Genomic DNA, 24048 nt, shown 5'->3' with positions numbered 1-24048 from the left:
TCGGCTCGGGGACCGCAGGTTCATGGGGGCGAGAAGGTGACTGCTGCACAGCCGGACGCTGCGCAAGCCGAATGGCTGGCCAAACTGCACAAGCAGTTGCTGTCGGACGATTCGATCCAGTTCGACCTGCCGGCCTTCAGGCCGCCGGAGACGCCGGAGTGGCTGAAGCCGCTGGGCGAGTTCCTCAAGTGGCTCGGCCCCTATATGATCTACCTGTTCTGGGGAGCGGTGATCACAGGTGCCGCCATCATCCTCATGCTGATTTTCCTTGAGGTGAAAGGCGTCGCCTGGCGCCTGCCCTGGTGGCGCAAAAAGAGCGTGACCGAGGCGGAAGCGACATGGCACCCCGACGTTGGCGCCGCGCAGGTCCTGCTGTCGGAAGCCGATGCGCTCGCCGCCCGGGGCGAGTATGACGAGGCGGTGCATCTCCTGCTGCGCCGCAGCGTTGCCGACATTGCCGGCCGCCTGCCCGACTTCCTGCGCCCGTCGCTGACCGCGCGCGATATCGCGGGAGCGGCGTCGCTGCCAACGCGGGCGCGTGGCGCCTTTACCCAGATCGCGCGCATCGTCGAGGCCGCTCTGTTCGCGCGCCGGCCGGTCGGGCCCGAGGGCTGGCAGGAGGCGCGCAGCGCCTATGAGCGATTCGTCTTCAGGGATGCCTGGACGTGAGCGACGCGACAGCCGACATCGCCCAGCAGGAACCGTTCAGCCGAAGGACGCTGTTCTGGGGCATTTTCGCCAGCCTGCTCGCGGCAGCGGGCTTCTTCCTTTTGTCCACCTATGCGCCCGACTTTCGCCAGCCGAGCGTCGGTGGCGCAACCCCACTGTCGAAGAGCGGCATCGGCTATGCCGGCTTGGCGGAATGGCTGAAGCTGACCGGCGAGCCGCCGGATATGGCGCGGTCCGACAGCGATCTTGAGATCGACACGGCGCTGCTGATCGTCACCATTTCGCCTGACAGCAACCCAGATGCGCTCGCCAACATCATCAAGCTTCGCAAGGGCATGCATACGCTGTTCGTGCTGCCCAAATGGGCGACCTTGCCGCTGTTCCAGCACGAGGGCTGGGAGATGAAGATCCAGCGACTGCCGGATGTGGTGGTCAACGACTGGCTCGGCCGCATCGCCAAGGCCAAGCTCGGCGAAGGTGAGACCACGGTCAAGCAACTCGACGTCTCAGGGCAAATGGTCAGCGTTCCCGACCAGTTGCAATGGGTGGCCGACGAACACCCGCTGATTGCCGCCGGCAACGGCAAGGCCGTGCTGACCGAGGTCGAAGACGAGCGGTTCTACATTCTGACGGACCCCGATCTCATCAACAACGCTGGCTTGAAAGATCCCGACAAGGCGGCGGCGGCGCTCAAGCTGATCGAGCTCCTCCAGCCCGAAGAGGGTGCCGTCATGTTCGACCTGACGCTGCATGGCGTCGGGCGAAAATACGATCTCGCCAAGCTTCTGGTTGAACCGCCTTTCCTGGCGCTGACGCTGACCATCCTGGCGGCCGCGGCACTTGCCTTCCTGCATGGCCTTGGCCGGTTCGGGCCGCCACGGGCCGATCAGCGCGCCATCGCCTTCGGCAAACGCGCGCTGGTCGACACCACGGCGATGCTGTTGCGCCGCGCCGGCCGGCTGGAGGAACTGGGCGACCGCTATGGAGCACTGGCACGCGTGCGCGCCGGCGCGCTGCTCGGCGCGCCGCACGGTTTGCAGGGCGAAGCGCTCGACCGCTGGCTCGATTCCCGCGACAAGGACGAAGCCGGCGGTTTCACGACCCGCCTGCAAGCTGCGAACGCGGCAAAGACCCTGACACAAATGCATGATGCAGCCGAAAAGCTGCACGACTGGACGGCAAGGAGGCTCGGTGAACGTCGATGATGTGAAGGCCCTGGCGACACAGATCAGGGAAGAGGTGGCCAAGGCCATCACCGGGCAACACGATACGGTCGATCTGATGCTCACGGCATTGTTCGCCGGCGGGCATATATTGCTCGAAGGACCACCGGGAACGGCCAAGACGATGACGGCGCGCTGCTTTGCCCAGGCGCTGGGCGTCGCCTATGGCCGCATCCAGTTCACACCCGACCTGATGCCCGGCGATATCGTCGGTTCCAACATCTACAATTTCCAGACCGGGCAATTCACGCTGACGCGCGGCCCGATCTTCTGCGACCTTTTGCTCGCCGACGAGATCAACCGCACGCCGCCCAAGACCCAGGCTGCCCTTTTGGAGGCGATGCAGGAGCACGCCGTCACCTTCGACGGCACCACCCATGCGCTCGGCCAGAATTTCATGGTGGTGGCGACGCAGAACCCGATCGAGCACCAGGGCGTCTATCCCCTGCCCGAAGCCCAGCTCGACCGTTTCCTGTTCAAGCACCGGGTGAGCTACCCCGGCCCCGAAGAGGAAAAGGCGATCATCATCCACCATGGCGGCGGCACCGCCTCGCACGACATCAAGCAGTACGGCATCAAGGCCCAGGCCGACCGCAAGACGCTGGAAAAGGCGTTGGCGACCGTCGGCGAGGTTACGCTGGTCGATGATGTCGTCGACTATATCGCCAGGCTGGTGCGGGCCACGCGCGAAAGCCCCGACCTCGAGGTCGGCGCCAGCCCGCGTGCGGGCGCCATGCTGGCGAGAGCCGCACGCGCCCGGGCAGCGCTCGACGGGCGCGCCTATGTCATCCCCGACGACGTCAAGGCGCTTGCCGTGCCGGCGCTGCGCCATCGCGTTATCCTGTCGCCGGCGGCGCAGATCGACGGCCGCCTGGTCGAACAGATCGTGACCGACCTTGTAGACCAGACGGAAGCGCCACGTTGATTTATCCGAGCGGCCGGGCAGTCTGGGCAGGTGCGGCCGGTGCAATACCGGCCTTCCTGATCGCGCTCGCACTGCCGTCGCTGTGGTATCTCGGCCTGTTGTGGATCTGCGTGCTGCTTGCTTTCCTGGCCGTGGACGCCGCCGCCGGGCGCGGACGGGCTTCCCTGGATGCCAGCATCCATGCCCCGCCGCAAGTCAGCGTCGGCGGCCAGTTCACCGTCAATGTCACCGCCAGGCTCAGCGGACGGTCGCGCGCGGTGCAGGCGCGTCTCGGCCATGACGAGCGGCTGGAACCGCTGGGCGGCATCGGCGGCGCATGGACCGCCGAGGCCGGCAGCGCATCGCTCGATCTCAATTTTCAGGCGCTGCGGCGCGGCATTGCCAGGTTCGACCGCTTGTGGGTGCGCTGGCCCGGGCCGTTCGGCTTGGTCTGGAACCAGGTCGTACTGCCGATGGCGAGCCAGGTGGCGGTGCTGCCCGATGTCAGCAGCGCCCGCGACGAGGCGATCACGCTTCTGCAGCGTCAGGCGCTGCCCGACGGCCATGCGCAGCGCCGCGCCGGCCAGGGCCGCGAATTCGAGGCGCTCAAGGACTACCAGCCCGGCATGGGCCGGCGCATGATCGACTGGAAGCGCAGCGCCCGCCACGGCAGGCTTCTGGCGCGCGAATTCCGCATCGAGGAGAACAACAACATCGTGCTGGCCATCGATAGCGGCCGGCTGATGTGCGAGCCCGTCGACGGCGTGCCGAAGGTCGACCGCGCCGTCACCGCCGCCTTGCTGTCGGCGTTCATCGCACTGAAGGGCGGCGACATGGTTTCCCTGTTCGGCTTCGACGCGAGGCCGCGCGTTTCCAGCGGCGCCGTGCGCGGCTCCGCCAGCTTCGCCATGATCCAGAAGCGGGCGGCGGAAATCGACTATTCCACGGAAGAGACCAATTTCACCCTGGCGCTGACGACCCTTGCAGCAAAGCTCGACCGGCGTTCGCTGGTGATCATCTTCACCGACTTCGTCGATCCGATCAGCGCCGAACTGATGCTGCGCACCGTCGGTCGGCTCACCGAACGGCATCTGGTGCTGTTCATGATGATGAAGGATGTCGAACTGGAGACACTGGCCGACATGCCGCCGGACGCACCGGAGGATGTGGCGCGCTCGGTCGTCGCCGGCGGGCTGCTGCGCGAAAGGCAGGTCGTCATCGGCAGGCTCAGGCTGCTCGGCGCGCATGTCATCGAAGCCGACCATCAGAGGCTCGGACCGGCGCTGGTCGAGCGCTATCTCGAGCTAAAGCGGGAGGATCTGTTGTGAACGCGCTGGTCGGCAAGGATGCGGTGCGCCAGTCGCTGGCGAGCTTCCGTTCGGAGCGCGAGGCCGACTGGAAGGCGTTCGAGGCGCTGCTTGCCCGGGTCGAGAAACGTGCGCCACGCACGCTATCGGAAGACGAACTGCTGTCGCTGCCGCTGCTCTACCGCTCGGCGCTGTCCTCGCTTTCGGTGGCGCGGGCGACGTCGCTCGACAATGCGCTGGTCAGCTATCTCGAAGCGCTTTGCCTGCGCGGCTACTTCTACCTCTATGGCGCACGTCGCGGCTTGCGGCAGCGCATCGGCGACTTCTTCCTGCATGACTGGCCGCATGCCATTCGCGATTTGTGGCGCGAGACCTTGCTGTCGGTCGTCCTGACCTTTGTCGGCGCCGGCGCCGGCTACTGGCTGGTGGCCAAAGACAAGGGCTGGTTCGACGCCATCATTCCGCCGAGCCTGGCCGGCGGGCGCAACCCGGACGCCTCAGTCGAAGTCCTGCGACAGGTGCTTTATGACGGCGCCGACAGCAATTTCCTGTCGGGCTTCGCCGCCTATCTGTTCACGCACAATGTCCAGGTGGCGATCCTGGCCTTCGCGCTGGGCTTTGCCTTCGCGGTGCCGAGCGTGCTCTTGATCCTGATGAATGGCTGCCTGCTTGGCGCGATGTTCCAGATCTACGTCGCCAAGGGGCTTGGGCTGGAGCTGGGCGGATGGCTGTCCATCCATGGCACCACCGAGATGTTCGCGATCGCCTTGGCGGGCGCCGCCGGCATGCGCATCGGCACGCGCATCGCCTTCCCCGGCGAACTGACGCGGATGACGGCTGCTGCCGATGCCGGGCGCGTGGCCGCCACCACCATGGTCGGGGTGACGATCATGCTTTTGTTTGCCGGCCTGCTCGAAGGCATCGGCAGGCAGGTGATCACCAGCGACGTGACACGCTATGCCATTGGCGGCGTCATGCTGACGCTGTGGCTTTGCTATTTCTATGTGTTCAGGGTGGTGCGGCATGGCGACCGCTAGGCGCGCTGCCGTCTCGACGATACGGCCGCTGATCACGCCGGAAGGGGTCGATCTCCGGATCAAGCTCGCCGATGCCGGCACCCGCGCCGCCGCCTTCCTGCTCGACTTTGTCATCATCATCGTCACGGCGATCGTGATCTCGATCGTTGCACTGTTCGGGCTGGCCGGCCTCAAAGGCGAAGGCGCGCAGCCGCTGTTCATCGTCTGGATCATCCTGATCTTCTTCCTGCGCAACGCCTATTTCATCGTCTTCGAAGCCGGCCGCCGCGCCGCCACGCCCGGCAAACGGATGCTCGGCATCCGGGTGGCGTCGCGCAGCGGCGCCGGCCTGTCAGTCGATCAGGTCATTGCCCGCAACCTGATGCGCGAGATCGAGATCTTCCTGCCGCTGTCGATCATCCTCGGCCGCAGCGAGATGGGGCTCGCCGACACGCTGACGACGATCTTCGGACTGGTGTGGACGCTGCTGTTTGCGCTCTTCCCGCTGTTCAACCGCGACCGCATGCGCATCGGCGACCTTTTGGCCGGAACGTGGGTTGTCGAGGCGCCGAAACTGGCGCTGGTCGAAGACCTGTCGCAACGCCAGGACACCACCACCCGCGCATTCCGCTTCACCCAGGCGCAGCTCGATGCCTATGGCATCGCCGAACTGCACAAGCTGGAGGAAGTGCTGCGCCGCGACGACTATTTCGCGCTGAAAGCCGTGGCCGAAACGATCGGACGCAAGATCGGCATGATGGTCGAGCCGGTCGATTCCAGGGCCTTCCTCACCGCCTATTACGGCGAGCTGCGGGCACAGCTTGAGCGGAAGCTTTTGCTCGGCACCCGCAAGGCAGATAAGTATCAGCTGTAGATCGGAGTTCGGGATGCCGGCTCAAGTTAGCGAAGCGGAAAAAGCCAGAATAGAACGCGCCATTCAGGCGGCAGTCTCCGGATCCTGGAAGGAATTTGCAGAACTCACCGACGAACCGTTTCTAAACGATGCATCGATGAGGAAGCAATTCGGAGATTCTTCTTCCCGACTTCAGCAAGCCGATGGAAATTGGGAAATGACGTCAGGCATAGGTATCGTGCCTGACGGCAGCGCGCGCCTGATCACAGTCTTGAGCAAGGCGCCGCCCACGGTGGATATTGTCCTGACGCTGCACAGCACGAGCGATCGGGATGACAGCACGATCAGCATCTGGACGTTCTTTCAGCAGCTGAATTGGGGCGATTAGGCCCTCGCCTACCCCACCCACTTCTCATAGTCGGACACCAGCAGGTGCACCGGCGCGACATCGTCGTCGATGTTAGAGAAGCGGCCGATCGGCTCGCGGAAGACGTTGTCGGTGAGATCGTCATTGACGGTCGAGACCTCACCGATCAGCACATCCTTGCCCTCGGCCCAGAAGGCGTGCCAGACGCCGGGCAGCAGCGTCACGCTCTGGCCCGGGTCGAGCTTCAGGAGCCCGCCTGCCGGCAACCTGTGGATGGTGCCGTCGACCGGCACCGTCACTTCGGCCTTCGGATCGATGCCGCCGTCGCGATCGTGCATGAACAGTTCCAGCACGAGCTTGCCGCCGCCGCGGTTGATGATGTCCTCGGCCTTGATGTTGTGGCGGTGCATCGGCGACAGCTGATCCTTGCGCGAGATCATGATCTTCTCGGCATAGAGCATGCCCATGCCCTTCTTCATGTCGGCGTAGACGCCGTTGCGAACGGTGAACAGGAACAGGCCGAGTTCGTCGAATTTTTCCTGGCCGTAATCGGTGATGTCCCAACCGAGCCGCGAGGTGAAAATGGCGGCGGAGTCGGCCTTGCGCGCCTTCATCTCTTCCGGGCTCCAGTAGGCGAAGGGCGGCATGATGTAGCCGAACGAGCGGATGAAGGCGTCTGCATCGCGGATGATGTCGTTGACGGTGGAGCGTTTCATGATCGTGATCCCTTCGCGTCGCGTTCCCTGGAGTTATCTGAAGCGCATAGCCGAATAGCGCTGCGGTGTCGACGCAAACTGCATGCTGGCCCCATGACATCCATGCGGATCGGGGCCATAAGTCCAGCCAGATTTCCCAGGGTGACATTCATGCAAGGCATAGACGACCTCGACACGCCGGCGATCCTCATCGACGCGGCCCGCGCCGAAGCCAACATCGCACGAGCGCAGGCGCATGCCGACCGCCACGGGCTGAAACTCAGGCCGCACATCAAGACGCACAAACTGCCTTATTGGGCGAAGAAGCAGATGGCGGCCGGCGCGGTCGGCATCACCTGCCAGAAGATCGGCGAGGCCGAAGTGATGGCCGATGCCGGGCTGACCGATATTTTCCTGCCCTACAACATCCTTGGCCGCGCCAAGCTGGAGCGCCTCAAGGCGCTGCATGGCCGCGTGACACTGTCAGTGACGGCCGACAGCCTCGAAACGCTGGAGGGGCTCGCCGCCACCTTCACCGATACCGGGCACCCCCTGCCCGTCCTGGTCGAATGCGACACCGGCATGGGCCGTTGCGGCGTGCAGAGCGCCGCCGAGGCGCTGGCACTGGCGAAGTTGATCGACCAAGCCAAGGGGCTCACCTTCGGCGGGCTGATGACCTACCCCGCGGCCGGCCGCGCCGCCGAGGCTGAATCCTGGCTGGCCGGCGCCAAGCAAACGCTCGCGGCCTCGGGTCTCGCCTGTGATCGCATTTCAAGCGGCGGCACGCCTGATATGTGGCGCTCCGGCGAGGACAGCGTCGTTACCGAATACCGCCCCGGCACCTACATCTATCTCGACCGCTACCAGGTCGCCAAAGGCGTCGGCACGCTCGACGATTGTGCGCTGACGGTGCTCGCCACCGTGGTCAGCCATCCGACGCCGGCCCGCGCCATCCTCGACAGCGGCAGCAAGGCGCTGTCCAGCGACACGCTGGGGCTCCCCGATTTTGGCGAGCTGCTCGGCATGCCCGGCGCCCGCGTCACCAGCTTGAGCGAGGAACATGGCACGGTCACGCTTGGAAATGGTGCGAAGCTTCGCATTGGCGAGCGCGTGCGCGTGGTGCCTGATCATTGCTGCGTCGTGACCAACCTGTTCGACCAGGTGCATCTGATCGACGGTGACAAGGTGCTGGAAACGCTGAAGGTGGAAGCGCGTGGGCGGATGGAGTGAGGCTTTTCGTTTTGGAGGCTCGCCCTATTTCGACATTGACGAATTGTAATTTATAACTTACTAGCCACCATGGCAATCCTGAAGCAGACAGCCACCTTTCGGAGGTGGCACCAAAAGCTGAAAGACGGAAGAGCCAAGGCGGCAATTGCCGTTCGGCTGCAATGTTTGATTGTAGGAAATCCCGGCGACGTGGCCCCAGTGGGTGAAGGCATCAGTGAATTGCGCATTCACTATGGGCCCGGCTATCGCGTTTATTTCATAAGCGCGGTGAAACGGTCATCCTGCTCCTGTGCGGCGGGGATAAAAGTTCACAAGAAACCGACATACGGACAGCAAAGCGCCTGGCCGTAGAATGGAGTGACGACAATGGTTGAAAAAATCTATGATTTCGATCCCGCCGAAATGCTCGATTCCGATACGGCAATCGAGGCGTTTCTGGCAGAGGCAATGGAAACCGGAGACGCCAAATTCGTCGCGTCCGCCCTCGGTGTCGTTGCCCGCGCCAAGGGGATGAGCAACATTGCCAGAAAGACCGGCTTGGCTCGCGAGCATCTTTATACCTCGCTCAGCGAAAACGGTAATCCTACGCTGGAAACCACACTGGCGGTCATGAAAGCATTCGGCTTTCATTTGGCCCCAAAGCACGATGCAACTCAGGTCTAATCTACGCCAGCGCGCGTCGAGCGCGAGGTTGTTCGGGCCAACTGAAATCAGGACGGATAAACCGGACCCAGCGCCGCCTTCAGCGGATCCAGCGCGTCGCCATACAGCTTCCAGCGCTCGACCGAGGATGAATAGATCGGCTGGCGCACCTGCCAGCGGCTCGGCGTCCGCACGGTGCGCTCGGTCTCGTTGAAACGCAGGCAGGCATCGTCCCACTCGATGCCGAGGAATCCGATCAATCCACGGGCGCGATTTTCGAAATCGGCGACCGTTTCTTCGTAGGGCATGTCGTGGATATTCAGCGGGATGACCTTGGTCCAATGGCGCATCAGGCGGTCATACTGCCGGTAATACTGCCCAAGCTTGGTAAGATCGGCATTATAGCCGTGCGCCTCGGAAAAATTATGCATGAAACAGGACGCGCAATTGTCCATCGGGTCACGCCGGCAATGGATGATGCGGGCGTTCGGCAAGATCAGGCTGATGAAGGCCAGCAGCTCGAAATTATGCGGCATCTTGTCGACGACAAGCCGCGCCTTGCTGTTGCGTCTGCTGAGATCGTCGAGATACTTCGATCCAAGCTCCTTGGCCTTGGCCGCAGTGAGCGCCGCCATGCCCTTGGTGAAAATGGCTGGGTCGAGCTTGTCGAACCCAAGTTCGCCGGCAAGTGAACGAATGGTCGACAACTCGCCGGCGCCATAGATATCGCGATGGCTGGCGCATATCTGCTCGGTCAGCGTCGTTCCCGACCGGGGCATGCCGACGATGAAGACCGGGCGCCTGGATGGATTTCCCAAACTGGCTCGCGTCTTGAAGAAGCCAGCGTCGAAAGTGTCGATGAAGCTGTCGTAAAGCTGGGTGTGCCGGTCGATGTCGAAATCATTGCCGGAAATCGCCTTGGCCCTCGCGAAATGGCGGATGGCCGGGCCATACTCGCGCTGATCGTTGAGCATCTTGCCGGCGGCGTGGTGCAGCACTACCCGCTCGCGATCGGTGGTTGTCGGCAATTCCAGGCGTTTCAGCACCAAAGGCAACGTCGGATCGTCCTTGACCGCCCGGCGCGCAAGCACCATTCCAGCCAGCGCCTCGACATGGCCCGGGTCGATGGCAAGGGCCTTGCTGAAGCATTCGACCGCCTCGGCCGGCCGGCCAATGTCGGTGAGCAAATCGCCCATACCGGCAAGTGCCATCACCGACTGGCCGTCGATAGCCAGCGCCTGGCGATAGAACCCTTCGGCAATGTCGCCCTCGAGCTGGCTACGATAGGAGCGGCCGAGATTGCACAGCGCTTCGATGAGCCCTCCGTCGAGCTCGATCGCCTTTCTCAGATGTCTGCGCGCCTTGTCGACGTTGCCGGTGACATTGTAGGCATTGCCGAGATTGTTGCGGAAGATGGCGTTGTCCGGTTCGAGCTTGACCGCCCTTTCCATATAGGCAATGGCGGCGTCATGATGCTCGGCCTCGATGGCGAGCGTGCCCATCAGGTTCAGCGCCATGGCATTTTTGGGCTGCGTGCGAAGCACCGTCTGGTAGCAGAACTCGGCCTCGCGAAAACGCTTGCGCCGTTGCAGGTCGATGCCGCGCTGCAATGTCTTTTCCGCCGGCTCACCGGCGGTCGGCAGCGAGGCTGAGATCATTGCCGGCAGACCCAGGGGTTGCCGGCGTGGCAAGAGCGGCATCCGTCAGATCCCGGTCGCGACCTGCGACGAACCAATCAGAACTTCAGGGTAACGCCAAGCTGGAGATTGTGGGAGTACAATTTGGCGTTCTCGTATGTGCCGCCGCCATCATTGTCGTCTAGATCCACGCTTGTCACGGCCTTGAAGCGGTAACCGAAATCGAGGTCGACATTCTGCGTTACCGCGTAGGTAACACCGGCGCCCACCTGGCCGGCGAAACCCCAGCCGCCAGGCCCGTATCCATAGGCGTGGCCATCAAAATGAGTATCGGCGGTAACATAGGCCGCGCCGAGACCGCCGCCGACATAGAGTTTGGCATCACCAAAATGCGCAACATCGGCCCAGACGTTGGCGAGAAGATAGGTGGCCGACAGATTGCCGGAAGCTGGGCCGGAACCTTGGTCGGCAGGAGGGAAGCTGAAGCTGTACTCGCTTGCCTTGTAGCGCGCGTAGGACAGTTCGCCTTCCACGCGGAACGTGTCGTTGATCCGCCGACCGACAGCGCCGCCGATCACGAACCCACTGTCAAGATCCACGGAATACCGACCACTATCGTAGTCCGTCTTCACATTGTTGGCAAAGCTGGCGCCGCCGAAGAGCGTGACGTACCAGAGATCCTCCGCCCTCGGCACGTCGACAAGCGCGTCTGCGGCGTAGGCCGAACTCCAGCCAAGCGCCAATGCAAATGTCGAAACGCCAGCCAGCAGGCACAGTTTCATCGTCGAATCCCCTCGCAACAACTAGTGACTAATATCACTCTTGCTTGGCGGCCGAGCTGTCAAGAACGCAAACGAGATCAAGGAGCAAAGCGAGGTCGGGAACGATCTTTTGAGAATTCTTGTTGCCGCACCGCAACATAGCAGCACATGCTAATGTTTCTGGCGGCAGGCGCATGGCTGTCCCTTCCGTTTGAAATCGCGCTAGTCGGCCTGCCTTGCCGCCACCCTGCGCATGGAGATCACCCGCCGGCGGCGGATCTCGGTGCGCATCACCGTCAGGTGCAGCGCGAAGAACAGCACGGTGAAGCCGAGCGCCATCACCAGCAGCGGCCATAGCAGGCTGGGATCGATCGTCGGTCCGCCGAGCCGGAACACCGAGGCCGGCTGGTGCAGCGTGTTCCACCAGTCGACCGAGAATTTGATGATCGGGATGTTGATGAAGCCGACCAGCGTGATGATGGCGGCGGCCCAGGCGGCACGGCTGGCGTCATCCAGCGCGCGCGTCAGCGCGATGATGCCGAGATACATCAGGAAGAGGATGAAGACTGAGGTCAGGCGGGCATCCCACACCCACCAGGTGCCCCACATCGGCTTGCCCCAGATGGAGCCGGTGACCAGCGCAAGCGCGGTGAAGGTGGCGCCGATCGGGGCTGCAGATTTCAGCGCGACGTCGGCCAGCGGATGGCGCCAGACCAGCGTACCGAGCGCGGCGACCGCCATCACCGTGTAGCACATCATGGCGAGCCAGGCGAAAGGCACGTGGATGTACATGATGCGCACCGTGATGCCCTGCTGGAAATCCTCAGGCGCGGCAAAGCTCATATAGAGACCGATGGCTAGCAGGATCGCGGCGATCGACGCCAGCCACGGCACCAGCCTGTCGGCCAGCCCGACAAAGCGCGTCGGGTTGGCGAGGTCGGTCCAGCCGGCGAGGCGTGAGGAGGTGTCGCTCATAAGGTCTAGATAGACCGGCGGCGCGTTCGGGGCAATCGAGCGGTTGTCGCAGTGCTTACCCTCTCCCTTGTGGGGAGGTCGCTGCAAAGCAGCGGGGTGGGGGTGGTGGGGCACTACCTCCACCCGGACCCTACGGGTCCGACCTCCCCACATGGGGGAGGTAAAAAAGCCTACGCCGCTTCGATATTCACCGTGCGGCTGAGACGGCGGACTTCCTCGTCGTTGAGCAGGCCGCCGGCGCGCAACAGGCTGGCGAAACGGCCATTGCGCAGCGACAGTTCGGCGAAGCCGCCCATCTCGACCACCTTGCCCTTGTCCATGAACACGACCAGGTCGGCGTCGCGAACGGTGGTCAGGCGGTGGGCGATGATGAAGGTGGTGCGGTTGCGCCTCAGTTCGTCGATGGCTTCCTTGACGCGGTCCTCGGTCTCGACGTCGAGCGCGCTCGTCGCCTCGTCGAGCACCAGGATCGGTGCGTCCTTGAGCACGGCGCGGGCAATGGCGATGCGCTGACGCTCGCCGCCCGAAAGCTGGCCGCCGCGCTCGCCAACGACGGTGTCGTAACCGGCGCTCTTGGCAAGGATGAAATCCTGCGCGGCAGCCGCGTTGGCGGCGGCGTGAACCTCGTCATAAGTCGCCTCGGCACGACCGACGCGGATGTTGTCCTCGATCGAGCGGTTGAGCAGGCCGGCATCCTGGAAGACGGTGGCGATCGAATGACGCAGCGACTTGCGGGTCACCGTGCGGGTGTCGATGCCGTCGATCAGGATACGGCCATGAGACGGCGAGAAGACGCGCTGCAAGAGGTTGATCAGCGTCGTCTTGCCGGCGCCGGTCGGGCCGACGATGGCAACCGTCTGCCCGGCCTGGACCTCGAAGGAGACGTCGTCGACGCCCTGCCGCGAATTGGCAAACTCGAAGCCGACATTCTCGAAGCGGACATGGCCGGTGACGTTGGTGAGGTCGCGCAAGCCGTCCGGCTCGGCGGAGTCGGCGGCCGAATCCTCGAGGTGATAGAAGTCCTCGAGCTTGGCGCGGGCTTCGGAAATCTGGTTGGCGAAAGCCGACATCTGGTCGAGGCGGGCAATCAGCAGCGTGGCAAAGCCGGTGAAGGCGATGACGTCGCCGATCTTGAGCTGGCCATGGGTGACCAGATAGGCGCCGATCAAAAGCACAACCATCATCGAAATGGTCGACGACAGGCGGTGCAGCGCATTGGCCATCGCCCACCAGTCGAGCACCGGGTTCTGCGCGTCGAGCAGGTTCTTGACATAGCGGCGCAGCGTATCGGCCTCGTGGCCGAGACGGTTGTAGCTCTGCAGCACGGCGACATTGCTGACCGAGTCGGTCACATGCGCGAACACCTGATGGTAGTGGCGCTCGACCGCGGCCTGGCCCGCCTTGGTGCGCTTCATCACAAGCCGGCCGATGCCGACATAGAGAACGCCCAGCGCCATCAGCACCAGCGACATGCGAAGATCCATGCTTATAGCGGTCGGAATCAGCAGAGCCAGCGCAACAGCCGTCGACAGATGCTGGCGCATGAATTCAAGCCACAGGCTGAACAGCGTCTCGACGGCGCGCAGCAGCGTGTGCAGCGCGTTGGAGGTGCCGCGCTGGTGGTGCCAGGCGAGCGGCATGGTGATCACGCGCTCGAACGACTGGCACAGCACCTCGCTGCGCCGCTTGTGGGCAAAACGGTCGGCGCCGCGCGCCACCAGCACGAAGGCGACGATGTTAAAGGCGCCGAGACCGGCCCACAGCGCCAGCGTCGAAAACACCGAACCCTTATCGGAGATGGCGTCGATTACCCGGCCGAACATGATCGGCTCGAGGATGGCGATAATGGCGAGCGCGACATTCGCACCGCAGATAAACGCAACGCGCTTCCTGTCGGCTGCGAGATAACCCAGCGCTCTCCAGTAGATTTGCAGAAGTGACACTTCAGCTACTCCGCCCAAAACATTATTGTGCACCGCACCATTTCTTGACACGTACCGGTTAACGGGTCGCAAAACAATGCCCGTCTACCTCTTCCGTTCCCATTCTGCGAACAAAAGATGACGACGTTGCGAAATCTGCCGTGATCACCTAACGGTTTGAGATAAAAGGTGAAATGTCAGTCTTGCGGCAAAATCATGGCAGCAGCTGGCCCTGCCACATTTTTAGTCACTGCACGCTTGGACCGCCGTTATCGGGAAGGCACGCCGTTCTGCGCCAGGAGCATGCCGAAGTAGAAAACGCGCGCCTCGAAAGGCGCGCGTCAATAACCTGAAGCCTTTGATTTTACGAGGGTATCTTGACGACCACCTCGGTCTTGTCGCCGGCTTTCGGCTGAAAACCGGAAGATTTTGTCTTGGTTCCATTGACTTCGAGCGAGATGGATTTGGCCTTTTTGTCGCGGATGACGCGAACCTTGATCTCCGACCCCAGCATCTTCAGCGTGGCAGAATAGCCGTCCCAATGGCTGGGCAGTTTCGGCCGGAACGTGATCTGCTTGCCCCGCCGCTCAATGCCCAGAATGCCTTCGACCGCAGCACGGTAGAGCCATCCCGCTGAGCCCGTATACCAGGTCCAGCCGCCGCGACCGCCCTTGTCCTCACCGGAATAGATGTCGGCGGCGACGACGTACGGCTCGACGCGATAATGCTCGGCCGATGCATCGTCGAGCGCATGGTTGACCGGGTTCAGCATCGAGAAGCAGCGATAGGCATCGTCGGTGCGGCCCATTTCGGCGAGCGCGATCACGAACCAGGTCGCCGCATGGGTGTACTGGCCGCCGTTCTCGCGCACGCCCGGCGGATAACTCTTGATGTAACCAGGGTCCTTTCTCGTGTTCTGGAAGGCCGGGGTAAACAGTTTGACGATCTTGAGCTTGTCGTCGACCAGCAGGTTCGTCGCCTGCTGCATCGCCGTGGTCGAGCGCGCGGGGTCGCCCTCGCCGGAGAGCACGCTCCACGACTGCGCGATGGAGTCGATCTTGCACTCGTCCGAATTGTGCGAGCCAAGCGGCGTGCCGTCATCGTAGCTGCCGCGGCGATACCACTGGCCGTCCCAGGCGGTGCTTTCCAGCGCCCGCTTCAGCACATCGGCGTGTTTTGTCCAGGCCTGCGCCCGCTTGGTGTCGCCCTGCCCCTTGGCTACGGTGGTAAAGTCGCCCAGCGTCTTCAAAAGGAACCAGCCGAGCCAGACACTCTCCCCCTTGCCGGCTTCGCCGACGCGGTTCATGCCGTCGTTCCAGTCGCCGCCGAGGATCAGCGGCAGCCCGGCCGGGCTGCTGCGCTTGACCGCAAGGTCGAGCGCGCGCGCGCAATGGTCGTAAAGCGAAGCGCTCGTCTTGGAGATTTCCGGCGTGAAGAAGGCGTCGTGCTCGCCCTCGCCCAACACCTGCCCGTCGATGAAAGGCAGCTGCTCCTTCAGGATCCCTGTATCGCCGGTCACCTCGATGTAGCGATTGGTGGCATGCGCCAGCCAGACCACATCGTCGGAGATCATAGTGCGCACGCCGGCGTCGGTGCGCGGCAACCACCAATGCTGGACGTCGCCTTCGGGGAACTGCCGGCGCGCCGCATTGAGGATCTGGTTGCGCGCCAGTTTCGGATCATGCGCAAGCAGGGCCAGCGTGTCCTGTAGCTGGTCGCGGAAGCCGAAGGCGCCGCTTGCCTGATAAAAGGCCGAGCGGGCGCGGATGCGGCAGGCCAGGCTCTGATAGGGCAGCCAGTGATTGACCATGGCGTCGAGCGCCTTGTCGGGCGTCTCGACCTGGATGGTGTCGAGGAAGCCGCGCCAGACGCGTTCATTATCGGCCAGCCGCTGGTCGAAATCCTTGCCCGAATGGGTCTGCACCAACGCGCTCGCTTCGGCTGATGTAGCGGCGTCGCCAAGCAGCCAGACCAGCGTGACGTCGCCGCCGGCAGGGATGTCGATGTCGCTGGCGACAGCTGCGCACGGATCGTCGCCGGCCTCGACGCGGCGCGACAGGCCGGCGCCGCTGACGACAGTGTGCGGGAAGGCGCTGGTGCCCTGCCTGCCGATGAACTCGCCACGATCGGCTGTCACCGAATGCACCGGACCGGTGGCGGCCAGGAAGGCCACCCGGTCGCCGAAATCGAGACCGTAGGGGTTTTGCGCCAGAAGCGCGCCGGTCGCTGGATCCCTGGACGGGATGATGGTCGCAGCCGTGCTCGAGCGATGGCTGCCGAGAACCCATTCGGCATAGGCATAGATGCGCAGCCGCGCCGGCGCCGAGCCCGAGTTCTGGATGCGCAGCCGCGTGATCTTCACTGGATCGACGGGATCGACGACGTGCGTCAGATCCATTGACAGCGGGCCGCGTTTGGATCGGAAGGTCGAGAAGCCCTGGCCGTGCCATGTCTCATAGGTCATCGAGGGATCGCGGACCACGGCAGCCAGCGGCGAGAATGCCTTGCCGCTGGCCTGATCGTAGATGTAGATGCCCTCGCCCGGCCGGTTGGTGACCGGATCGTTCGACCATGGCGTCAGTTGGTAATCGCGGCTGTTGCGGCTCCAGGTGAAGGCAGCGCCTTCGGCCGAGACATGGAATCCGAACGAGGCGTTCGAGACGACGTTGATCCAGGGCTGCGGAGTCGTGCGCCGGCCGGTGAGACGCGTGACATAGTGACGGCCATCGCCTTCGAAACCGCCGAAGCCGTTCCACTGGCTGAGGCCGCTGCCGTCGGCGCTGCTGTCGGACGCGGCATGGTATGCAGGCGCCGCCGGCACCGGCAGAGACGGCTCGCGCAGTGACGCGGGGGCCGCCGGCTGCAGGCCATCGCGTGCTTGCAAGGCTGCCGCCTCGGCGCGTTCGATCTGGTCGAAGATGGTGCCGTTGCGCGTGTGCAGAACCACGCGGGCAACCGCCAGCAGCGTCTTGTACGTCGCCTCGTCCATCAGGTCGCGGCGCACGGCGAAGATGTGCTGGCGCGGCCCGAGTTCCTTGCCGCGCAGGCGGCTGTTTTCGCACAGCGTTTCGACCGCGCGCTGCAGGTCCTGGACATAGGACGATGCCTGCTCGTTGACGACCACGAAGTCGATCATCATGCCGCGGGCGCGCATATACTCCTGGAAGCGCAGCGCCTGGGCGACAATTTCGAGGTCGGCCACGTCGCCGATGCGGACCAGGAAGATCGGGAAATCGCCCGAAATGCTGGTCGGCCACAGGCTGGACTGCTTGCCCAGCCCCGAAGCGATGGATTCGCCGGGCAGGCGCAGGAACGGATCGGGATAGATCAGGAAGCGCGCCAGCTTCTGCACGTTGGCGGCGTCGGTCAGGCTGAGACCAAGATGGCGGGTCTGCACCTGCGAACGCGTCCAGGCAAGCATCGCCTGGCGAGCAAAACTTTCGGGATGGTCGAGCCTGGCGATGGCCTCGTCCAGTTCGGCGCGGTTGGCGCCGACGGCGGTCCAGAAGGTCAGCGATATCTTCTTGTTGGCCGGCACCCGCACCTGGCGGCGCAGGGCCGCTACCGGATCGAGGGTGAAGCCGTGGTGACCGCCAAGCTTGGCGCCGGGATCGAAGGCCGCCGCTTCCGCGATGGTACGGCCACGGCCGATGAAGGCACGGCGGTCGGTTTCGGCCTCGGCATCGCGCGCCGACCCGGACGGATCGGTGACGAAATGCACCATGGTGACGTCAGGCTCGTTCTTCTCGCGCTTGCGCCTGGTGGCAAAGATGGCGCCGTTATTGGCAGCGATCTCGGTCTCGATAAACATTTTCGAGAACGCAGGATGGGCATTGTCGGAGGCTTCGTTGCCCAGCACCAGCTCGGCAAAGGAGGTCACCTCGATATGCCGGTCAGTGGCGCCGTCGTTGTAGAGCGTGACGCGCCGTCCCTCGCCATTGCCTTCCGAGATGACGATGCATTCGACCTCCGAACGAAGCGAGCCCACTGTTTTGACGAAGCTCGCCTTGTCGTCGGAAAACAGCGTCTGCACTCTCTCGCCGGTCGCCTGCTTCGGCTCCGCGGTGGCCGACCACCAGTCGCCGCTGCCGGCGTCGCGCAGGAAGATGTAGGAGCCGAGCCGGTCTTCGGTCGGGTCGGGCTGCCAACGGGTGACGGCGAGTTCGCCCCAGCGGCTGTAACCGGAACCGGTGGCCGAGACCATGACGGAGTAGCGGCCATTGGACATGACGCTGGTGGCGCGCAACGCCCTCAGCGGGTCGAGGACGATGCGCGAATCCGGGCTCTCGACCTCGGTCTCGTCCTTCGAGCGCTCGTCGGCTTCGGTCCTGACCGTGGCGGTCGGGATGTCGCGCGGCGCCCTCTCCTGCAGCAGGAGTTCGGCAGACTCGATCACCGGATCGCTGTGGAAGCGGTCGCGCAGCCGGCCCTCGAAGATGGCGTCGGCAACGGCGGCGATCGACATGCCGGAGTGATGCGCCATGTAGTTCAGGACAACAGCGTGGTCGGTGCCTTCCGGCACGCGCTGCGGCGTGAAGTCGACGGCGTCGTAAAAGCCATGCCGGCCGAGAGCGCCGATGGAGCGCAGCCTAGCCAGATTCTGGACGGATTCGCGCGGTGTGAACTGCGCCGCGAGGATCGTGGCGTAAGGGGCGATCACCGTGTTCTGGCCAAGGCCGCGCTTGAGGCCAAGTCCGGGCACGCCGAAATTGGTATACTGGTAGGTCAGTTCGCGGTCGCGGGCATTGTAGGCCGCTTCCGAAATGCCCCAGGGCACGTTCTTCGAACGCGCGTACTGGATCTGGCGCTTGATGATCAGCTTGCTGGTCTGGTTGAGGATCGACCCCTGCGGCTCCTTCATTACCAAAGGCGGCATCAGATACTCGAACATCGAGCCCGACCAGGACATCAGCGCACCCTGGAAGCCGATCTCGACGATCGGCCTTCCAAGCCGGAACCAATGCTCCGTCGGCAGGTCACCCTTGGCGATGGCGAACAGGCTGGTCAGCCGCGCCTCGGAGGCGAGCAGATCGTAGCAGCTCTCGTCGAGCTGGTGCTCCTCGACCCGGTAGCCGATCGAGAGCAGTTTGCGCTCCTGACGCATCAGGAAAGAGAAATCCATCTCGAAGGCATAGCGGCGGCAGCGTTCGCGCAGCGCCAGCAGCTTGGCGCGCAAGGCTTCGACGGCGTTTTCGTCGCTGTGCGAGTCATGCACATGCGCCTCGCAGGTCGCTTCCAGCCGGGCCGCCCAGTCGGCGATAATGTCGCTCCGCTGCGATCCGGCCTCGGTGTGGATGGCGGTGGCGAGCTTGCGGATCTCGCCGGCAAGCACGGCCAGGTTGATCGTGCGGATCGAGGCCATCTCCGGCTGCGCCTTGATGGTCATGACGGCGCGCCGCATGCCATCGAGGCGATCGGCCAGACGCTGGCGCAACGGCCGCAGTTGCCGGCGGTCGTCAGGCAATTCCTCGAGGCTCTCGTCGAGGATACTCACCGTGTCGAGGACGCCTTCGAAATCGCCCTGCAGGTGAACGGACGGGGCTTCCGCCCATTCGGCGCAGGCAGCCGCCACCGCGACCAGATGTCCGGCGAGATTGCCGCTGTCGACGGCGGAGATGTAGAGCGGATAGAGCGGTTTGAGCGTCGTGGTGTCGTACCAGTTGAAGAGGTGGCCACGGTTGCGCGGCATGCTCTCGATGGTCGTCATCGTGGCGTCGATCCGGGTGATGGCGTCGGAGAGCGCAATCCAGCCGAAATCGCGTGCCGACACCACCGACAGCAGGTAGACGCCGATATTGGTCGGCGACGTCCGCGGCGCTACAACGGGCGCCGGGCTTTCCTGGAAATTGTCGGGCGGCAGATTGTGGTGCTCGGCCGTGACGAAGGTTTCGAAATAATGCCAGGTGCGGCGCGCCACGGTGCGCAGCGCGTGGATGTCGGCCTGCGATATGCGCAGGCGGTCCTCGGTCTCGGCCGAGCGGCTGATCCAGCAGGCAACCGCTGGCGAACCGATCCAGAACAGAGCGAAGAAGAAGGCGACGAAGGCACCGGTGGAATCGGCCAGCACGGGGATAGCGAGACCGACGACGCCGATGATCACGGCGCCATACATCATGCTGTAATAGGAGCCGATATCGTTGTCGCCGCCCTTGTGCGCCTGCGACGCGGTGCGCCATTCCAGCAGGTTCTGGCGGCTGACGAACAGGCGGTAGAGCGTGCGCACGATGGCGTCGCCCATCATCCAGGCATTGTGCGCCATCAACAGCACTTTCAGCGCCACAAGGGCCGTGCCGAAGACGGTGTCGTGCGCCAGCGCGGAGAAATGGCCGCGCGGCGTCTGGTCGCCGCTCTTGGGCAGGATGGCGTTGACGACATCGAAGGTCGGCGCCATGAACAGCGACAGGATCAGCAGCGCCTGCCACTGCGCGGCCTGCGTGAAGGGCAGCAGCGTCCAGCCGGCGATCGCCGCCATCACCCAGAAGATCGGGGTCAGCGAGCGGCGCAGATTGTCGACCATCTTCCAGCGCGACAGCGCCGGCACGCCGGAACGCGGCGAGAAGATGAAGCGCAGCAGCTGCCAGTCGCCGCGCGCCCAGCGGTGGTGGCGCGAGGCGTCGACCGAGTAGCGGGTAGGATAGTCCTCGACCAGTTCGACGTCGGTGACAAGTGCTGCGCGCGCCAGCGCACCTTCGAGCAGATCGTGGCTGAGGACGGTGTTTTCCTCGATGCGGCCCTGCAGCGCCGCCTCGAAAGCGTCGACGTGATAAAGGCCCTTGCCGGTGAAGGAGCCGTCGCTGAAGACGTCCTGGTAGAGATCCGAGACGGCAAAGACGTAAGGATCGAGACCGCTGTTGGACGAGAAGACGCGCTGGAAGAAAGAAGCGTCGTCGCCGCTGGTGAGCGAGGCTGTGATGCGCGGCTGCAGAATGGTGTAGCCGGCGGTAACGACGCGCTTTGTCGCGTCGAAATGCGGGCGGTTGAGCGGATGGGCGAGCTTGCCGACCAGTGACGACACGGCGTCGCGCGTGGTGCGCGTGTCGGCGTCGAGCGTCATGACATAGACGACCTTTTCCGGCAGCGGCACGTCGAGCGGCAGGAAGGTGGTGTCGCTGTCGCCGCGCAAGAGAAGGTTCAGCTCATGCAGCTTGCCGCGCTTGCGCTCCCAGCCCATCCAGGCGCCCTGCGCCTGGTTGTAGAGCCGGCGGCGATGCAGGATATAGAAACGCGGCGCGCCTTCCGAGGGATAACGGGCATTGAGCCTGGCGATCTCGTCGCGCGCATATTGCAGGATCTCGATGTCGGCGGCGTCGATCTCGGTCTTGGAATCCGGCCAGTCGGACAGCAGCGCGAAATGGATTTCTTCGGCCGTGTTGGCGAGGTGATGCACCTCGATGTTGCGGATGTTTTCCTCGACATCATCGCGCGAGCCGATCAGCGACGGCACCACGACCAAGGTGCGTGATGCCGCTGGAATGCCGTGCTTGTAATCATAGCCGACGAGCCGCGTCGGCTTCAGGAACAGTGAAACAACGGTGTTGAAGAAGGCGAGCGCGCCTTCGCTGGCAGGCACCGCAAACAGCGCCAGCATCAGCGTGATGGATTCCACCGACAGGCCAAGATGGGCAAGCGCATTGCCGGAGACAACCAGCAGTAGCACCGTAAGCAGGAAGACCGGCACAACGATGCCGAGCCAGCCCGTGGCGGTGAAGGCGCGCTTGAAGGTCACATGGAAGGGCGGCCGGTAGCCGATCGCCTCTTCCAGATCCGGCCGGCGCGGGCCGACCAGGAAGAAGCCGACATCGGTATGCATGGCCGGATCGGCTGATGCATCCGGCACGCCGGAGGCATCGGTGACGCCGGGGACATGGCTGGCCAGTTCGATGGCCTTTTCGGCGACACGGAATTCGGACAGGTCGGAGCGGCGCGCCAGTTGCTCGATCGACGTGCGGTACTGGTCGCGCGAAAAGAAATCGAGCGCGGCGAAATCGGTGCGCTCGCGCAAGAGCGTGTCGATGCGGCTGACGCCCTCGAACCACACCGTCCAGTCGACGTCGTTGATGAGGCGCAGGCCGCGGATGATGTTGCCGGTGGTGACATTGCCGCTGGACAGCGTGCGATGCTCGGAAATGATGATTTCCTCGGCGTCGGAGCCGGTTTTCTCGAGCTCGACCTCCAGCCATTCCAGCGCCCTGCCGGCATTCTGCGAGCCGTCGCGCAGGCGGTAGAGCAACTGGGTGGCGAAGGTGGTGTCCTGCGCATGCGCGCCGTAGCCCGACAGGATCTTCCGGCGGTCTGCATTGTCGTCGGTCGCCAGCACGCGGTCGGCGACCTCGTTGGCGATATGGCGCATCTGCCTGGTGCGGTCGACGCGCACGGCGATGCGGCGCAGATTCTCGATCAAAACGAAGCGCAGCAGCGACGGCAGCGCCCAGAGCTCGCCGATCTTGAGCGGCTCGACCGACTGAAAACCCTCGACGATGGATTTGAACATGGTCGCCGAAACCGAACTGTCGGAATGGGCAACATAGCTCCAGGCCAAGGCCAGCGCGCGCGGCACTGCGGCGCGATCGGCCACTTCCAGGGTCGGCAACTGCCGGTAGAAACGGCGCGGCAGGTCGCGCTTCACCTGAAAAATGGTCTCCTCGACGAGATAATTGTTGTCGAGCAGCCATTGCGCGGCAGGCGTGATGGTTTCGCCCTTGGCCTGGGCGGCATTGGTCGAGCGGTAGACTTCGAGGATTTTCTTTGCGCTGTCGCGGATGCGGGCCTGGAAATCGAACTGCGTCAGGCCGAACAGGTCCTTGATGTCGCCCTTGGCGAGGCTTTCGCCCAGCGCGCGCAGCCGCTCTTCGGGCAGGAAATTGGAGCGTATCGGCTCTTCGGTGATGACCGGGAAGCCGGCGCTGGACTTTTCGATATGGGCAGGATTTGTCTGGATATTCATTGAAAATTCCGCATGGGGGACGCGATGCGGCGCCACCGCCACGGCAATGTCCCTAAAACCGATTCAAATGCAATTGGTTGCATGATTACACTGGCCGAAAGTTTTGCTTCGCACCACGCCAGAGGCGTTATCCCTTCGACATTTTAAGTGGGGCTTTCGACAACTTAAGGACGAGCACCCCTGCCCTCCCGTCCGCCTTGGAACGACGGAAGGATTCGGGCTTTTTCGTGATCCAGACAACAGCTTACGCCAGATTTCTCCGGCGTGCGATCATGTTTGGCAACAGGCGTTAATCGTTGTGCTGGCGGTGCGGCTAGCCCAGGCTGGCTATCCGGACGACGAACACGATCGTCGGCCGCACCGGTTCAAGCCGCAGTTTCGCGGCCTGCGGTCCGAGCAACAGCGTGTCGCGAGGTCCAAGGCGCGACGATGTCGCGCCCGTCACGCCGACCTCACCGTCGAACGGCAGGATCAGGGTCATAGCGCTGGTCGGCCGGATATCGGTCGGAACCGAAACCATCAGACGCTGGACCGAGTGCGTTGCCCGCCCGCGGCGGGTCATGACGTTGAGGTCGGTGATCGGACCGGAGATCAGCGCGGCCGTAGTCGGCACATCGGCCGGAAAGGACAGCGGGGCGGAAGCCGCCGTCACTTCGGCCGGCCGCCGGCCAGCAATGTCGAGGACGATGCCCTCGCCTTCCAGCACGGCCAGCGTGCGGTCGACGCCGGCAAAGCCCGAGAACGGCCCGCTATCCTCGACTCGCGCCATCGAAACGCGCCAGTCGAAATCGTCCAGCCCGGCGCCGTCCGGCGAGACGGCGATCTCGGTGGTCGTGCCGCCGCCATTCTTCCACGGCATGACCCGGTAGTCGGCGGCCCATAGGATGCGCATCATTTAAGCCA

16 protein-coding genes and 1 pseudogene are annotated in these 24048 nt (G+C 63.8%); 10 read left to right on the top strand and 7 right to left on the bottom strand.

Annotated elements, in window-relative coordinates; translation table 11 throughout:
* The first annotated feature begins 36 nt into the window (after nucleotides 1–36).
* Genes AC3EMP_RS17100 through AC3EMP_RS17070 form a run of 7 tightly spaced genes read left to right on the top strand, consistent with a single transcriptional unit; the run spans nucleotide 37 to nucleotide 6360 of the window.
* Nucleotides 37–669 carry a DUF4129 domain-containing protein gene (locus tag AC3EMP_RS17100; RefSeq protein ID WP_023711601.1) on the top strand — a complete coding sequence of 211 codons (633 nt, stop codon included), beginning with the start codon at nucleotides 37–39 and terminating at the stop codon, nucleotides 667–669.
* Nucleotides 666–1874: a DUF4350 domain-containing protein gene (locus AC3EMP_RS17095; protein ID WP_352710198.1), complete on the top strand. Its 1209-nt coding sequence runs from the start codon at nucleotides 666–668 to the stop codon at nucleotides 1872–1874. The genes AC3EMP_RS17100 and AC3EMP_RS17095 overlap by 4 nt, the downstream gene beginning before the upstream one ends.
* Nucleotides 1861–2817, top strand: coding sequence for an AAA family ATPase (locus AC3EMP_RS17090; protein ID WP_352710195.1), 957 nt, complete (start codon nucleotides 1861–1863; stop codon nucleotides 2815–2817). Before AC3EMP_RS17095 ends, AC3EMP_RS17090 begins: the two co-directional genes overlap by 14 nt.
* The gene (locus tag AC3EMP_RS17085) at nucleotides 2814–4124 is read left to right on the top strand and encodes a DUF58 domain-containing protein (protein WP_352710192.1); all 1311 of its coding nucleotides are present in this window, start codon (nucleotides 2814–2816) and stop codon (nucleotides 4122–4124) included. Before AC3EMP_RS17090 ends, AC3EMP_RS17085 begins: the two co-directional genes overlap by 4 nt.
* Nucleotides 4121–5140 carry a stage II sporulation protein M gene (locus AC3EMP_RS17080; RefSeq protein WP_023694395.1) on the top strand — a complete coding sequence of 340 codons (1020 nt, stop codon included), beginning with the start codon at nucleotides 4121–4123 and terminating at the stop codon, nucleotides 5138–5140. Before AC3EMP_RS17085 ends, AC3EMP_RS17080 begins: the two co-directional genes overlap by 4 nt.
* A complete protein-coding gene (locus tag AC3EMP_RS17075) occupies nucleotides 5127–5993 on the top strand; it encodes an RDD family protein (protein WP_352710189.1) in 867 nt (288 codons plus the stop codon). Before AC3EMP_RS17080 ends, AC3EMP_RS17075 begins: the two co-directional genes overlap by 14 nt.
* A gap of 13 nt (nucleotides 5994–6006) precedes the next feature.
* The gene (locus AC3EMP_RS17070) at nucleotides 6007–6360 is read left to right on the top strand and encodes a hypothetical protein (RefSeq protein WP_023724873.1); all 354 of its coding nucleotides are present in this window, start codon (nucleotides 6007–6009) and stop codon (nucleotides 6358–6360) included.
* An 8-nt stretch (nucleotides 6361–6368) separates the two neighbouring features.
* On the opposite strand, the gene AC3EMP_RS17065 is transcribed toward AC3EMP_RS17070, so the two are convergent.
* Nucleotides 6369–7055: a D-lyxose/D-mannose family sugar isomerase gene (locus AC3EMP_RS17065; RefSeq protein WP_352710187.1), complete on the bottom strand. Its 687-nt coding sequence runs from the start codon at nucleotides 7053–7055 to the stop codon at nucleotides 6369–6371.
* Between the two features lie 150 nt (nucleotides 7056–7205).
* On the opposite strand from AC3EMP_RS17065, the gene AC3EMP_RS17060 reads away from it, so the two are divergent.
* From AC3EMP_RS17060 to AC3EMP_RS17050, 3 genes and pseudogenes are all read left to right on the top strand, one after another.
* On the top strand, nucleotides 7206–8264 hold the full coding sequence (locus AC3EMP_RS17060) for a D-TA family PLP-dependent enzyme (RefSeq protein ID WP_023711607.1): 1059 nt from the start codon (nucleotides 7206–7208) through the stop codon (nucleotides 8262–8264).
* A gap of 69 nt (nucleotides 8265–8333) precedes the next feature.
* A pseudogene (locus tag AC3EMP_RS17055) lies at nucleotides 8334–8638 on the top strand (type II toxin-antitoxin system RelE/ParE family toxin).
* A complete protein-coding gene (locus AC3EMP_RS17050; protein ID WP_023672893.1) occupies nucleotides 8631–8927 on the top strand; it encodes an addiction module antidote protein in 297 nt (98 codons plus the stop codon). The pseudogene AC3EMP_RS17055 and the gene AC3EMP_RS17050 overlap by 8 nt, the downstream one beginning before the upstream one ends.
* Before the next feature lie 47 nt (nucleotides 8928–8974).
* Here the strand turns inward: AC3EMP_RS17050 and AC3EMP_RS17045 are convergent, their stop codons facing one another.
* The 6 genes from AC3EMP_RS17045 to AC3EMP_RS17020 form a co-directional block, all read right to left on the bottom strand.
* Nucleotides 8975–10564: a tetratricopeptide repeat-containing sulfotransferase family protein gene (locus AC3EMP_RS17045; RefSeq protein WP_352710185.1), complete on the bottom strand. Its 1590-nt coding sequence runs from the start codon at nucleotides 10562–10564 to the stop codon at nucleotides 8975–8977.
* A 77-nt stretch (nucleotides 10565–10641) separates the two neighbouring features.
* Nucleotides 10642–11325 carry an outer membrane protein gene (locus tag AC3EMP_RS17040; protein WP_023672895.1) on the bottom strand — a complete coding sequence of 228 codons (684 nt, stop codon included), beginning with the start codon at nucleotides 11323–11325 and terminating at the stop codon, nucleotides 10642–10644.
* A gap of 201 nt (nucleotides 11326–11526) precedes the next feature.
* Nucleotides 11527–12279, bottom strand: a complete 753-nt coding sequence (locus AC3EMP_RS17035; protein WP_023672896.1) for a heme ABC transporter permease — start codon at nucleotides 12277–12279, stop codon at nucleotides 11527–11529.
* A 170-nt stretch (nucleotides 12280–12449) separates the two neighbouring features.
* Nucleotides 12450–14222 (bottom strand): glucan ABC transporter ATP-binding protein/ permease, encoded by a 1773-nt coding sequence (locus AC3EMP_RS17030; protein ID WP_023672897.1) that lies wholly within the window; start codon nucleotides 14220–14222, stop codon nucleotides 12450–12452.
* A gap of 343 nt (nucleotides 14223–14565) precedes the next feature.
* Nucleotides 14566–23145, bottom strand: a complete 8580-nt coding sequence (locus tag AC3EMP_RS17025; RefSeq protein WP_352710183.1) for a glycoside hydrolase family 94 protein — start codon at nucleotides 23143–23145, stop codon at nucleotides 14566–14568.
* Nucleotides 23146–23458: 313 nt separating this feature from the next.
* Nucleotides 23459–24037: a HutD/Ves family protein gene (locus tag AC3EMP_RS17020; protein ID WP_023831555.1), complete on the bottom strand. Its 579-nt coding sequence runs from the start codon at nucleotides 24035–24037 to the stop codon at nucleotides 23459–23461.
* Between the last annotated feature and the right edge of the window lie 11 nt (nucleotides 24038–24048).

It is taken from the genome of Mesorhizobium sp. P160219 (genome assembly GCF_057786095.1).
The sequence above is the reverse complement of the archived record's forward strand: the minus strand, read 5'-3'. Positions and strand labels throughout refer to the sequence as shown.